This window comes from Pseudomonas sp. GW821-FHT01A09 (genome assembly GCF_058986725.1).
Window position 1 is genome coordinate 326,140 of sequence record NZ_JBYSWB010000003.1, and the last position, 13,234, is coordinate 339,373.

The 13,234-nt window shown below is 65.9% G+C and carries 11 protein-coding genes; 10 read left to right on the plus strand and 1 reads right to left on the minus strand.

Annotation, left to right across the window (positions count from 1 at the left end; translation table 11 throughout):
- Positions 1–91 precede the first annotated feature (91 nt).
- Positions 92–1,522, plus strand: a complete 1,431-nt coding sequence (locus tag AC3WJP_RS05970; protein WP_493720309.1) for an NAD-dependent succinate-semialdehyde dehydrogenase — start codon at positions 92–94, stop codon at positions 1,520–1,522.
- A gap of 119 nt (positions 1,523–1,641) precedes the next feature.
- On the opposite strand, the gene AC3WJP_RS05975 is transcribed toward AC3WJP_RS05970, so the two are convergent.
- Complete coding sequence (locus AC3WJP_RS05975) at positions 1,642–2,337, minus strand: GntR family transcriptional regulator (RefSeq protein WP_493720310.1); 696 nt, start codon at positions 2,335–2,337, stop codon at positions 1,642–1,644.
- A 327-nt stretch (positions 2,338–2,664) separates the two neighbouring features.
- On the opposite strand from AC3WJP_RS05975, the gene AC3WJP_RS05980 reads away from it, so the two are divergent.
- The 9 genes from AC3WJP_RS05980 to AC3WJP_RS06020 all read left to right on the plus strand — a co-directional run bounded on the left by AC3WJP_RS05980 (position 2,665) and on the right by AC3WJP_RS06020 (position 13,210).
- Entirely contained in the window at positions 2,665–4,425 is a 1,761-nt protein-coding gene (locus AC3WJP_RS05980) for an ABC transporter permease (RefSeq protein ID WP_493720311.1), read from the plus strand.
- 2 nt (positions 4,426–4,427) lie between these two features.
- Entirely contained in the window at positions 4,428–5,498 is a 1,071-nt protein-coding gene (locus AC3WJP_RS05985; protein ID WP_493720312.1) for an ABC transporter ATP-binding protein, read from the plus strand.
- Between the two features lie 4 nt (positions 5,499–5,502).
- A complete protein-coding gene (locus AC3WJP_RS05990) occupies positions 5,503–6,585 on the plus strand; it encodes an ABC transporter substrate-binding protein (protein WP_493720313.1) in 1,083 nt (360 codons plus the stop codon).
- 28 nt (positions 6,586–6,613) lie between these two features.
- Positions 6,614–7,588: an ABC transporter substrate-binding protein gene (locus AC3WJP_RS05995; RefSeq protein ID WP_493720314.1), complete on the plus strand. Its 975-nt coding sequence runs from the start codon at positions 6,614–6,616 to the stop codon at positions 7,586–7,588.
- 27 nt (positions 7,589–7,615) lie between these two features.
- Positions 7,616–8,770, plus strand: a complete 1,155-nt coding sequence (locus tag AC3WJP_RS06000) for an acyl-CoA dehydrogenase family protein (RefSeq protein WP_493720315.1) — start codon at positions 7,616–7,618, stop codon at positions 8,768–8,770.
- Between the two features lie 9 nt (positions 8,771–8,779).
- A complete protein-coding gene (locus AC3WJP_RS06005) occupies positions 8,780–10,108 on the plus strand; it encodes an LLM class flavin-dependent oxidoreductase (RefSeq protein WP_493720316.1) in 1,329 nt (442 codons plus the stop codon).
- Positions 10,098–11,576, plus strand: coding sequence for an MmgE/PrpD family protein (locus AC3WJP_RS06010; RefSeq protein ID WP_493720317.1), 1,479 nt, complete (start codon positions 10,098–10,100; stop codon positions 11,574–11,576). Before AC3WJP_RS06005 ends, AC3WJP_RS06010 begins: the two co-directional genes overlap by 11 nt.
- A gap of 14 nt (positions 11,577–11,590) precedes the next feature.
- Positions 11,591–12,295, plus strand: a complete 705-nt coding sequence (locus tag AC3WJP_RS06015; protein WP_493720318.1) for an SDR family NAD(P)-dependent oxidoreductase — start codon at positions 11,591–11,593, stop codon at positions 12,293–12,295.
- Between the two features lie 105 nt (positions 12,296–12,400).
- On the plus strand, positions 12,401–13,210 hold the full coding sequence (locus AC3WJP_RS06020; protein WP_493720319.1) for a helix-turn-helix transcriptional regulator: 810 nt from the start codon (positions 12,401–12,403) through the stop codon (positions 13,208–13,210).
- Positions 13,211–13,234 lie beyond the last annotated feature (24 nt).

Sequence of the window (13,234 nt, forward strand, 5' to 3'; positions counted from 1 at the left end):
TGGGCTGGATAATGAGGGTATATACCCCTATTATGTCCGGCCAGCTTGAACACTCACCCAATGGCTGATAGCGAGCCAAGTCGAGGTAGCGATGTATCCCAACGTACAGCTCTTCATCAACGGCACCTGGCGTGACAGCAAGGACGGGCGCAGCATCCGCGTCCTCAATCCTGAGAACAACGAGGCCATCGGCACCGTCGCCCATGCCGATATAGCCGACCTCGACGAGGCCCTGGCGGCGGCGCAAGTGGGCTTCGCCGCCTGGCGCCGGGTCGGTGCCTTCGACCGCTACAAGATCATGCGCAAGGCCGCCGAGCTGCTGCGCGAGCGCCAGCCGGCCATCGCCAACCTCATGACTCAGGAGCAGGGCAAGCCACTGGCCGAATCCCTGGCCGAAGTCACTTCGGCAGCGGACATCGTCGACTGGATGGCTGAAGAAGGCCGTCGCGCCTACGGTCGCATCGTCCCCGGCCGCAGCCCCAACGTCGAGCAAAAGGTGATCCGCGAGCCGGTCGGCCCGGTCGCCGCGTTCACGCCGTGGAACTTCCCGATCAACCAGGTGGTGCGCAAGCTGTCCGCAGCACTGGCGGCGGGCTGCTCGATCATCATCAAGGCCCCGGAGGAAACCCCGGCATCGCCGGCCGAGTTGATCCGTGCCTTCGCCGATGCGGGTGTGCCTGCGGGCGTCATCGGCCTGGTCTATGGCGATCCGGCGCAGGTGTCGAGCTATCTGATCGCTCATCCGGTGATCAAGAAAGTCACCTTTACCGGCTCCACGCCAGTGGGCAAGCAACTGGCGGCGCTGGCCGGCCAGCACATGAAGCGCGCGACCATGGAGCTGGGCGGTCATGCGCCGGCCATCGTTTTCGCCGATGCCGACCTGGAGAACGCCGCCAAGGTGCTGGTCGCTGCCAAGTTCCGCAACGCAGGGCAGGTCTGTGTGTCGCCGACACGCATCCTGGTGCAGCGTTCGGTGTATGCACAGTTCGTCGAGCAGTTCGTGGCGCTGGCCGGGCAGATCAAGGTCGGTGGCGGGCTGGACGCCGGTGTGACCATGGGCCCGCTGGCCAATGACCGGCGTGTCGGGGCCTTGACCAAGCTGGTGGGCGAGGCGGTCGAGAAGGGCGCCAAGGTTGAATTGGGCGGCAAGGCGGGTGAAGGCCTGGGCAATTTCTTCCAGCCTACCGTGTTGTCCCACCTGACCCCGGCCATGAGCATCATGAACGACGAACCCTTCGGTCCGGTGGCGCTGATGGTGCCGTTCGATACCGTTGAAGAAGCCATCGCCGAGTCCAACCGCGTGCCTTACGGCCTGGCCTCCTATGCCTTCACCACCTCCACCCGTACCGCTCATGCGCTGAGCTACGGCATCGAGGCCGGCATGCTGTCGATCAACCACCTGGGCATCGGTCTGCCGGAGGTTCCGTTCGGTGGGATCAAGGATTCCGGCTATGGTTCGGAAGGCGGGACGGAAGCGATCGAGGCGTATCTGAATACCAAGCTGGTGACGCAATTCAACTGACGTGTCGTCGTCATGATCGAGCCGCCTGGGGGTTACCTTGGCGGCTTTTTAATGCCTGCTTGCAAGGTGGGCGCGCACCGAGCAGGGAACCGCCGGGCGATTGATCGGCCCGGCTGCGATCAGGTGGCCTCGTCCAGCCAAAGATCGGCGCCGCGCTTCAACAGGCCCTGGGCGGTAGTAAGAAAATGGCTTTCGATGAGGCGCACGGTGAGGTCGGCATCGCGGCGCGTTATGGCGTCGAGCAGTTGCTCGTGCTCGTGGTCCAGATCGCGCTCGTCGTGGTGAATCATCGAAGCGGCGATCAACCGGTAGCGCTCGCCCTGCACGTATAACTGCTCGCGCAGCTTGAGCAGCCAGGGGCTGTCGCAGGCCGAGACGATGGTGTCGTGAAAATGGTTGTGCGCCCCGTACCAGGCGGCCGATGGCAAGGCCTGGCGATGGCCGTCGCGGGCCGGGGTGTGCATCAGCCGGTGGTAGGCGCCGACCACTGCCGATTCCCACTCGATGTCACCCTGGCTCAAGGAGCGGCGGATGCACAGCCCTTCGATGTCGATGCGCGTGCGGGTGATGTCCAGCAGCTCGGCGGCCGACATCGGCGCCACACTGAAGCCGCGCTGGGGCGTGGCGACCACCAGGTTCTCGGCGCTCAGGCGCGTCAGGGCCTCGCGCACCACGCCGGTGCTGACGTCCATTTCCTCGCTCATCTGGCTGATTTTCAGGCGCAGGCCCGGGCGCAACTGGCCGGTGACCAGGCGCACGCGCAGCTGCTGGTAGACGGTTTCGATGACGCCCATCGTGGTTGTGGTCTTGCTCATCGATCAGCACGGTCCTTGGCGAATGGTGAGGGTAGAGGCGCTACAGGGCGGCATTCTGCCTGAAAACTCGGAGGTGTTATCCAGCAAAAATCGCATAACCTAAGAACAAATCAATTCTTTTGAAAAAAATTAATTTTCCTTAGAGTCGCCACCTGTCCCCCGCGGACACCGACCTTTTCAGCCTATTCGACAACGGAACGCTCTGGTCACCTGCTATCGCCAGCCGTGGAGTTTTCCGTTGAGCAAACGTGTTCCCGTCGTTCTTGTTGCAGGCCTTGGTACGCCGAGTCTGCACGACATCACTGGCAGCGCCATCGAGACCGTACGATGACCGCCAGTCACAAGATCGCCACCCATCGCTTTCGGCCCCGTGTCCCTGCACGCTGGCCTTGGCGAGCCGGCCTGCACGCGTTGCTGGTGCTGGTGTTCCTGGCATTCACCGTGCTGCCGTTGGTGGCCATGCTGCAAGGCAGCCTGCAAAGCCAACTGCAAGGCGCTAGCCGCTGGAGCCTGGAAGGCTGGCGCACCCTGCTGCGCGAGCCACGCATCCTCTCGGCGCTGGGTAATACCCTGAGCCTGACCCTGGTCAGCCAAGCCATTGCTCTGCCGCTGAGCATCGGCATCGCCTGGTTGCTGGGGCGTACCGACCTGCCGGGGCGGCGCTGGCTGGAGTTCGCCTTCTGGGTCTCGTTTTTCCTGCCGGCGCTGGCGGTGGTGCAGGGCTGGACGCTGCTGCTCGACCCCAACAACGGCCTGATCAACCGCTGGCTGATGCAGACCTTCGGCCTTGCCCAGGCACCGCTGAACATCTATAGCTGGGGCGGAATCGTCTTCGCGCACCTGATCACCACCACCGTGTCGGCCAAGATCATGATGCTCACTCCGGCGTTCCAGAGCATGGACGCGCGTTATGAAGAAGCCGCGCTGATGGCCGGCGACAACCGCCTGCAGGCGCTGCTCAAGGTCACGCTGCCGCTGCTCAAACCGGCGTTGCTGGTGACCGCCATCATGGGCGTGATCCGCGCTTTGGAATCCTTCGAGATCGAACTGGTGCTGGGCGCGCCCAAGCGTATCGACGTCTACAGCACGCTGATCTACGACATGACCCGCTACGACCCGATCAACTTCGCCAGTGCCTTCGCGCTGGGCATTCTCATCGTGGTGGTGATGATGGTGTTGGCGTGGCTGTCGCGGCGCAGCGCAAGCGGTGGCCAGCATGTGACTGTGTCCGGTCAGGCGCGGCCCACGGTGATGACGCTGGGGCGCTGGCGCTGGCCGTTGGCCGTGCTGGTGGGCGCCTTTGCCCTGGTGCTGACCGTGGTGCCCCTGGTGTTTCTGCTGCTGAGCAGCCTGATGCGCCGCTTCGGTTTTTTCAATCTGCGCCAGCCCTGGACTCTGGATCACTGGCACAGCGTGCTGGGTGACCCGATCTTTCTCGGCGCGGTGCGCAACACCCTGGTGATCGCCGCCGGCAGCGCGCTGCTCACCGCAGCCCTGAGCCTGGCGGTGGCCTACACCATCGTGCGCTCGCGCCGGGCGGGCAGGGCGCTGCTGGAGTTGGCGTCGTGGCTGCCGTTCAGCATCCCCGGGGTGCTGGCGTCGCTGGCGATGCTCTGGCTGATCCTGCACAGCGGCCTGAACTGGCTGTACGGCTCGACCCTGAGCCTGATCGTCACTGTGACCCTGGCGTCCATCACCTTGGGCGTGCAGCTGATTCGCAGCCAGTTGCTGCAACTGAGCCAGGAGCTCGAAGAGGCCGCCTGGATCAGCGGCGCGTCGGCCTGGCGCGCGGTGCTGAGCATCGTCATGCCGCTGTGCGCGCGCTCCATCGTGGTGGTCGCAGTGATGGCCTTCATTTCCGCGGCGCGGGATATCAGCCACCTGTCGCTGTTGGTCAGCAGCGATAACCAGCCGCTGTCGATGCTGCAACTGGAATACATCGCCGAGGGCCGTTTCGAAGCCTCGGCGGTGGTCGGCGTGCTGATCGCCGTGATGGCCATCGTCGCGGCGCTGATCGCCCGGCGTCTGGGCTATCGCACCGACGCACACCGCCCCGATGCTCAACGCCTGCCACAAGGCCAGAGGTAGTCATGCTGGAAATTCGACACATCACCAAAGCCTTCGGCGGTCAGCCCGTGCTGGACGACCTCAGCCTGGATATCCGCAGCGGCGAGATATTCACCCTGCTGGGCGCCAGCGGCTGTGGCAAGACCACCCTGCTGCGCATTCTGGCCGGCCTCGAGCAGGCCGATCAGGGCGCGCTGTATTTCGCGGGCGAGCCTTGGTTCGACAGCGCACAGAAGACCTTGGTCGCGCCGCAGAAACGCGGCATCGGCCTGGTGTTCCAGAGCTACGCGGTGTGGCCGCACCTGAGCGTGTTCGACAACGTTGCTTACCCGTTGCGCCATCGCCGCGTGGATCGCCAGACGCTCAACGCCAAGGTGCTCGCCACCTTGGCCAGCGTGGGCCTGGAGGACTACGCGCAGCGCCCGGCCCATCAACTCAGTGGCGGTCAACAGCAACGGGTGGCCATGGCCCGCGCGCTGGTCGGCGACCCCAAGCTGCTATTGCTCGACGAGCCCTTCAGCAACCTGGATATCAACCTGCGCAAGCAGCTGCGTCAGGAGCTCAAGACCCTGCAGCAGCGCCTGGGCTTGACCGTGGTGCTGGTGACCCACGATCAGGACGACGCCTTTGCGCTGTCCGACCGTATCGCGGTGCTGCGCGCCGGGCGCGTCGAGCAGATCGGCACTGCCGAACAGATCCACGATCGGCCCGCGACGGCGTTCGTGCAGGGCTTCGTCGGGCGCGGTTCGCAGCTGCGCGGGCGGCTGATGGGCGACCGCCTGCATGCCAATGTCGGCGGCGTGCAGGTACGCCTCGGCGCGGTTCCGGATGCGCCCGTGGATGCCGCGCTGGCTGTGCTGGTTCGCCCCGAGCACGTGCTGCTCGACGCCACTGCCGAGCCTGCGCCGAGCTTGCACGGCCGGGTCAGCCATAGCGTGTTTGCCGGTGATCGCTTCGAGACCTACGTGCAACTCGACGACGCCCAGTGGCTCATGGCCTATCAGTCGCGTGAATCGCTGACGCCGCCCGGGCAGTCGGTCGGCATCCGTTTTACCCATCATCCCCACGCCAGCGCGCTGGCTCAGCAGGAATAGACCGATGTTCAAATCAACATGGATCAGCGCCGCCGTGCTCGTGGGCGCCACACTCAGCGCGGCGGCCCAGGCCGAAGATTGGAATCAGGTGGTGGCGGCCGCCGAAAAGGAAGGTTCGCTGACCTTGCTCGGCCCGGCCATCCAGCCCTACCGCCAGGCGATCGAGCAGTTCCAGCAGGCCTACCCGAAGATTCGCCTGGAATACACCGGTGTCAGCTCGCCGGAGTTCGAGGCGCGCATCCGCAACGAACGTCGCGTCAATCGTTACCTCTGGGACCTGACCATCCAGGGCTTCAGCGGCTCGGCGTTCACCCAGCAGTTGCCAGAAGGCTGGTATGACCCGATCCGTCCGCTGATCACCCAGCCCGCGGTGCTGGCCGATCAGAACTGGCTGGGTGGGTTCGCCGCCGGCTTTCTCGACAAACAGCAGGCCTATGTGTACGCGTTCCAGGCAGGCAAGCAGAACAACGTCAACATCGACCGCAGCAAGGTACCGGTCAGCGAACTGAGCAGCCTGGAAGACCTGCTCGATCCGAAATGGAAGGGCAAGATCGCCATTCTCGACCCGCGCACCCGTGGCAGCGGCCACCTGATCACCTTGCTGCAGACCACCCTGGGCGCCGACAAGGCTCGCCAGTTCCTGACTCAGCAGCAACCGGTCCTGGCTTCGAGCAACCGCCAGTTGCAGGATTGGGTCGCCCAAGGCGCCTATCCGATCACCTCGGGGCTGAGCCCGTCGGAAGTCGCCTCGCTCAAGGATCAAGGCCTGGCCGAATCGGTCCAGGCCCTGCAGACGCCGCCTGAGCGCACGGCCTGGACGCCGGGGTGGGGCGCCATTGCGCTGATGCATCAGGCTCCGCACCCCAATGCCGCCAAGGTCTTCGTCAACTGGTTCCTGGCGCAACCGGCCCAGGCCGACTGGGCAGCGCGCGGTTTCGTCAACTCGCGCCGTACCGACGTCAAACCCGGCCTGGCCGCCAGCGCGCTGACCGCCGAGGGCTTCCAGAAAGGCCTGACCTTCAACTCCGAGGCCAATGCCGACAAGGCGCTGCAAGCCACCAAGTTGGCCCAGGAAGCTTTGCAATGACCGCCCTGCGGATCGGCAAGGTGACGGCATGAGCACGCCTTTGACCATCGCCCTGGCCAATTTCGATCGGCACCTGCCGTTCTTCCTCGGCTGGTTGCCGCACGCCGAGGGCTTTCACCTGCAGGCGTTGGACGTCGGCATGAGCAGCCCCGGGCGCGACGGCCTCGACCGCCATGGCCGCATGCTGCGCGACGGCGAGTTCGCAGTGGCCGAGGTGTCGCTGGCCTCCTACATCATGGCCAAGGCCCGTGGCGCGGCGTTCACCGCAGTGCCGGTGTTCCCGCGTCGGCTGTTCAGCGCCAACCATATCTACGTCAAGGCCGGCAACGGTGTCGAAACACCGGCCGATCTGCGTGGCCGGCGCGTGGCGATCCGTGGCTGGCAGGTGAGCCTGTCGGTATTGGCCAAGGGCGATTTGAAGTCCCGTCACGGTGTCGACTGGCAGGACATCCACTGGGTAGTGGAGGGCGCCGAACAGATCGCCTTCGCCGACTCGCGGGTGCGTTTGCAACCGATGCCGGCCGGGAGCAAAGGCGCGCAGATGCTCCTCGACGGCGCGGTGGATGCCTATATCGATCCGCGCCCGCCACGCGCCGTACTCGAAGGGCAGGGCGGTATTCGCCCGCTGTTCAGCGATCAGCGCGCCGAGTGCCTGGCGTACTTCGCCGAGCGCCGGTGTTTCCCGGCCATGCATGTGCTGGCGATTCGCGAGGACGTGGCCGAGCGCTTCGCCGCCTTGCCTCAGTATCTGCTGCACGCCTGGGAAGATGCCCAGCACAAGACCCGCCATGCCTATGAAGACTACGCCTACACCGCCATGCCGCTGGGCCGCCTGGCCTGGCAGCAGAGCTGCGCCGACTTCGGCGACCAGCTGTTCGCCAGCGGCCTGAAGGCCAATCGCGACAACCTGCAATGGTTCATCGACTACCTGGTGGATCAGGCGCTGCTGCCAGCGCCATTGGCGGTCGACTCCCTCTTTCACCCTTCAGTGCTGCACAGCTGAGCGGCCACCTTTTACCAGGAATCTGTCATGTCCAATTATTTGCAACTCAACGATGCAGTCCCGCAGCTGCTGGCCCTGGCCGAAGGCTTTCGCGAGGTCGGCGCGCAGTCCGATCGCGACGGTGTAGCGCCCACCGCCAGCCTGCAGGCGTTGCACGCCAAGGGCCTGTTGCACGTCACTCATTCCCGGGCCCTGGGCGGCCCGGACGGTAGCCTCAAGGGTGCGCAGCCGGAGTTGTTCCTCAACATGCTGCGCACCATTTGCCGAGCCGACAGCGCCACCGGCCATTGCTTCCAGTTGCACAACCACGCGCTGTGGCAGCTGGAGACCGTCGGTACCCCGGAGCAGATCGAGCTGTTCGTCAAACCCGCACTGGAAAAATTCAGCATCTTCTCGGCAGTGGGCAGCGAGCCGGGCCGCATCAACATGTACGAGATGAAGACCCGCGCCGTGCGCGTCGATGGCGGTTGGCTGGTCAACGGCGTGAAGAACTTCGTGACCAACGGCACTATCGCCGACCTGATCATCACCTCGGTGGCGCTCGATGGCGTGGAAGGCTATCTGGACAACCTGCAGATGATGCTGATCCGTCCGGACATGCCCGGTGTGACCTGGGACGACGCCTGGTACCAGCCCCACGGCATGCGCGCCGCGCGCAGCCCGATCATGCGCCTGGAAAACGTCTTCGTGCCGGACAACCACCTGCTCGGCGAGCCCGGCGCTTTTGCCCGCCAACGCTGGCAAGGGCGTTTCCACCTGGGCTTCGCGGCCAACTACCTGGGGACTACCGAAGGCTTGTTCGACTGGTATCTGGATTATCAGCGCGGGCGCAACAAGGGTAACGACCCCTACACCCAGCTGCGGGTGGGCGAGGTGAAGATGCAGATCGACGCCGCTGCGGCGCTGTTCGACCGCGCCGTGCAGAGCTGGCGCGGCGAGGACGTGGTGGCCTCGGAGCTGAGCGCCATGAGCGCCAAGTCCACGGCGGCGCGCACCGCCTTCAACGCCTTGCAGAGTGTGCTGTATTCGGCAGGCGCCACGGCGCAGTTCGAAGAGCATCCGCTGGGCCGTACCGCGCGCAACATCGAGACCTTCGTGGTGCACGCCGGGCACGATCGCACGGCGCAGATCATCGGCCAGGCGCAATTGGGCGCCAGCTTCGACTCCACCTTGCAACGCTGAGGGCCGACCATGTCGCGTCAATTGCACCTGGGCCTGTTCATCCAGGAGACCGGGCATCACATCGCAGGCTGGCGCGACCCTGGCGCCGGCGCCGCGGCTGCGCGGGACTTTCGCCAGCAGGTCGAGCTGGCGCAGTTGGCCGAAGCCGCGTGCTTCGACCTGCTGTTCATCCAGGACTCCTATGCCATGCGCGGCGCCAATGACCTCGACGCCCTGCAGCACAGCGCCCGGGCCATCCACTGGGACCCGCTCACGGCGCTGTCGGCACTGGCGATGGTCACCCAGCGCATCGGCTTGATCGGCACCGCGACCACCACCTATAACGAGCCCTATAGCCTGGCGCGCAGCTTTGCCTCGCTCGATCACATCAGCCAGGGACGCGCTGGCTGGAACCTCGTGACCTCCAACAACGAGGCCGAGGCGCTGAATTTCAGCCGCAGCAGCCATGCCGTGCACGGTGATCGCTACGCCCGCGCTGCGGAGTTTCTGCAGGTGGTCAAGGGCCTGTGGGACACCTGGGAGGACGATGCTTTCGTCGAGGACAAAAGCGCCGGGCAGTTCTTCGACCCGCACCGCCTGCATGTGCTCGATCACCAAGGCGAGCACTTCGCGGTCAAGGGCCCGCTGACCCAGGCGCGGACCCCGCAGGGCCATCCGGTGGTGGTGCAGGCCGGCTCGTCGGACACCGGCAAGCGCCTGGGGGCGAGCACCGCGGACGTGATCTTCACCGCCCAGCAGCGTCTGGAGGATGCGCAGCGCTTTTACCGCGACATGAAGGACCTGGCCCGCGAGGCCGGGCGTGATCCGCAGCAGTTGCTGATCATGCCGGGGCTGCTGCCCGTGGTGGCGCCGACCCGCAGCGAGGCCGAGGACAAGTTCCAGCAACTGCAGGACCGGGTGCTGCCCAAACTGGGGCTGGCGACGCTGGCGACCACCTTGGGCGAGGTGGACCTGAGCGGCTACGACCTCGATGGGCCGCTGCCGGATCTGCCGCCCGCCAACGGCCCGCAGAGCCGCCGCCAATTGCTGATCGACATGGCCCGCCGCGACAACCTGAGCATTCGCCAGCTGTATCAGCGGGTGGTGGGCGCGCGCGGGCACCTGACCGTGGTCGGCACCCCGGCGGACATCAGCGACGTCATGCAGCAGTGGCTGGAGCAGGGTGCGGCTGACGGCTTCAATGTCATGCCGGCGCAGCTGCCGGTGGGTCTGCGGGATTTCACCGAGCAGGTGGTGCCGGAGCTGCAGCGCCGTGGGTTGTTCCGCACCGGTTATGAGGGGCGCACCTTGCGTGACCACCTGGGATTGACGCGGCCGGAGCATCCTCGTGCACGCTGACGGGCCTTCCCTGACCCGGCAGATTGCCGAGGCGGCCATGGCTCTGCGCTATGAGACGTTGCCCGTCAGCGTGCGGACCAAGGCTCAGGCGTTGCTCGACGATCTGCTGCTGGTGGCCGTTGCCGGGCGCGCGCAACTCTCCACCCGCCAGTTGAGCGACGCCTTGATCGGTGCTCCTGGGGCGTGCCAGTTGTGGTTCGACGAGGCCAGGGAGCCGGCGGCTGTAGAGGTCGAATGCGCCGAGTCGGTAGCCGATGTGGTGGATGTGGTGGATGTGGGCAAGCTGCGCTGGCCTCTTCGCCGGCAAGCCTCGCTCCCAAAGGGGGATGGCTCGGTGGCTGTTTGCGCGGTGGGGGCAACGCTTGCTCGCGCACGGCACTCGCTGGCGCCCGCCGACGCCGCTTTCGCCAATACCCTGAGCGCCGCCGCCCTGGATTTCGACAGCCTCAACGGCACGGTCCACGCTGACCTGGTCACGCTGCCGGCGGCCTGGGCGCTGGCCGAGCATTGCCAGCGCTCGCCGCGGCAGATGCTCACCGCCTATGTGGCGGCCAGCGAACTGGTCAGCCGCCTATCGCGCAGCGCTCGGGGGCCGTCGCGGGGCTGGTCGCCGACGTCGCTGTACGGCGGTATGGGCGCCGCGCTGGCCAGCGGTTTGCTGCTGCAGCTGAGCGTCGATGAGCTGGTCCACGCCTTGGGGGTGGCGGCCGTGCAGGCGTCCGGTACCCAGCAGGCCAATGTCGAACCGTCCTTGGCCAAACGTCTGCAACCGGCACTGGGCGTGCGCGCGGGTGTGCAAGCGGCCTTGCTCGCCCAGGCGGGTGCGACTGCGCCCCAGCAGGCGCTGGAAGGCCGCTTCGGGATGCGCGCGTTGTATCAGCCGGGTGAAGACTCGGCGGTACTGCACGGCTGGGGTGAGCGCTGGCAGTTGCTGGACACGGCGATCAAGGCCTATCCGGTGTGCGCATGCGGCCATGCCGCGATTCAGGCGCTGATCGATCTGCGCCAAACCGTGCCGTTCGCGCTGGGCGAGGTAGCCGCGGTGACGGCGATCATTTCACCCTTCATGCAGCGGCTGGTCGGCGGCGTGTTCGACCCAGGCGCAGATCTGCAGGTGCTGGCGCAATTCAACCTGCGCTATCAGCTGGCGGCGGTGCTGTTGCGCGGCAGTCTGAGCCTGGACGACCTGCGGCCCGAAGCGGTGCTGGACCCGCAAATCACCGCGTTGCTGCCGCGTATCGCGTTACAGGTGGACGTGCACAACACCGCCGAGCTGGCGCCAGCAAGCGTTCGCGTGGTGCTGGCTGACGGCAAGGTGCTGGAGCAGACCTGCACGGCGCTGCCCGGTTCGCCCGAGGCGCCGCTCGATGAGGCGCAGCGCCAGGCCAAGGCCCGCGCCTGCGGGGCGCAGGCCGTGCTGTTACGGGTCGCTGAACTCGATCAACGGCCCCGGCTGCCTGTTTTATAAAAGGAGCGTCAAGCATGACTTGTCCGGTCTACTGGATCACTGGCGCATCCGGCGCGTTGGGCAGCGCCATTGCCGAGCACCTGCATGAGCAGGGCGCGCAGGTGGTGGTCAGCGCCCGTGGCAGCGCGAGCTTGCCGAGCGCGCGCGAGCGGCTGTGGCCGTTGCCCCTGGACGTGACCGATGCCGCGGCCGTGGAGGCCGCCGCGGCATCGATCCACTCACGTTACGGTCGCATCGACGGCCTGGTCACCTGTACCACGATGCCCGGTTTCGGCGAGTTCATCGATCTGGCCGACGACACCTGGCTGCAGGTGCTCGACACCAAACTCATGGGTTCGATCCGCCCTGCGCGGGCGGTGATCCCGCGGATGATCGAGCAGCGACGCGGTAGCATCGTCATGATCAGTGGTCGCGGAGGCAGCGTGCCGCCACCACGGCATCTGCCGGGCGCTTGCGCCAATGCCGCGCTCAATCTGCTGGCTCAAGGGCTGGCCACCCAATATGGCGGGCAGGGTATTCGCGTCAACACGGTCGCTCCAGGGCCGATCGTCTCACCGCGCCTCGAGCAGATGAAAGCCGGGGTCGCCACCGTCACTTCGGCGCTGGGTGGTCCCGGTACGCCCGCCAACGTCGCTGCAGCAGTGGCTTTTCTGCTTGGCGACGGCGCCGGGCATATCACCGGGGTGTGCCTGCCGGTGGACGGTGGGCGGGCGGGATAAACACCCGGCGGCTGGCGGCTACAAAAACGCCGCGCCATGTTTTGTAGCTCTGCCGCCGCCACAGCCTTATCATCACCGCAGGCAAATTTCGAGCAAGCGTGATTTATGGCAAACAGGCCGTCTGTAGAACAGCGGCGGGAGTTCGGCAAGTTTCTCACCAGTCGCCGTGCCCGTCTTGACCCCAAGGACTTCGGCCTCCCCGAAGGCCCCCGGCGCACGCCTGGCCTGCGCCGCGAAGAAGTAGCCGTACTCGCCGGCGTCAGCGTCAGCTGGTACACCTGGCTTGAGCAGGGACGCGACATCCAGCCTTCGCCCGATGCGCTGCGGCGCATCTCCACGGTGCTCAAGCTCGACCGCGTCGAGTCCGCGCATCTGTATGCGCTGTCCGCGTTGGAGGCGCCCACCGCGGCGACGGGCGGCGGGGTGAGCACCGGCCTGGAAATGCTGGTGCAAGCCATCAACCCTATCCCGGCCTACGTGCGCAATGCGCGCCTCGACATCCTGGCCTGGAACGACGCCATCGCCGACTTGTTCGTCGACTACGGTTCGTTGCAGCCTCACGAGCGCAACACCTTGCGGCTGCTGTTCCTCTACCCCCCTTACCGCACTGTGATCCTGGACTGGGAGCAGATGGCCCGCGGCATGATCAGCGCCTTCCGCGCTGCCCGCGCCCAGGCGCTGGACAAGGCGCCATTCGACAGCCTGATCGAAGAGCTGTCGGCGCAGAGTCCGGAGTTTCGCGAGTGGTGGCAGGACACCGACGTCAAAGGCTTCGAAGAAGGGCGCAAGCGCCTGTTGCACCCCATCAGTGGCTATATCGATTTCACCTATGTGGCGCTGACGCCAGAGGGACGGCCGGACCTGTCGCTGGTCACCTACATCCCCCGGCACACTGCCTATGACCCACAGTCATAGGATAACAACACGCCTTCCTGGCAT

Coding starts and splice junctions, on each gene's coding strand:
- AC3WJP_RS05970 (WP_493720309.1), top strand. CDS start 92: ATGTATCCCAACGTACAGCTCTTCATCAACGGCACCTGGCGTGACAGC.
- AC3WJP_RS05975 (WP_493720310.1), bottom strand. CDS start 2,337: ATGAGCAAGACCACAACCACGATGGGCGTCATCGAAACCGTCTACCAG.
- AC3WJP_RS05980 (WP_493720311.1), top strand. CDS start 2,665: ATGACCGCCAGTCACAAGATCGCCACCCATCGCTTTCGGCCCCGTGTC.
- AC3WJP_RS05985 (WP_493720312.1), top strand. CDS start 4,428: ATGCTGGAAATTCGACACATCACCAAAGCCTTCGGCGGTCAGCCCGTG.
- AC3WJP_RS05990 (WP_493720313.1), top strand. CDS start 5,503: ATGTTCAAATCAACATGGATCAGCGCCGCCGTGCTCGTGGGCGCCACA.
- AC3WJP_RS05995 (WP_493720314.1), top strand. CDS start 6,614: ATGAGCACGCCTTTGACCATCGCCCTGGCCAATTTCGATCGGCACCTG.
- AC3WJP_RS06000 (WP_493720315.1), top strand. CDS start 7,616: ATGTCCAATTATTTGCAACTCAACGATGCAGTCCCGCAGCTGCTGGCC.
- AC3WJP_RS06005 (WP_493720316.1), top strand. CDS start 8,780: ATGTCGCGTCAATTGCACCTGGGCCTGTTCATCCAGGAGACCGGGCAT.
- AC3WJP_RS06015 (WP_493720318.1), top strand. CDS start 11,591: ATGACTTGTCCGGTCTACTGGATCACTGGCGCATCCGGCGCGTTGGGC.
- AC3WJP_RS06020 (WP_493720319.1), top strand. CDS start 12,401: ATGGCAAACAGGCCGTCTGTAGAACAGCGGCGGGAGTTCGGCAAGTTT.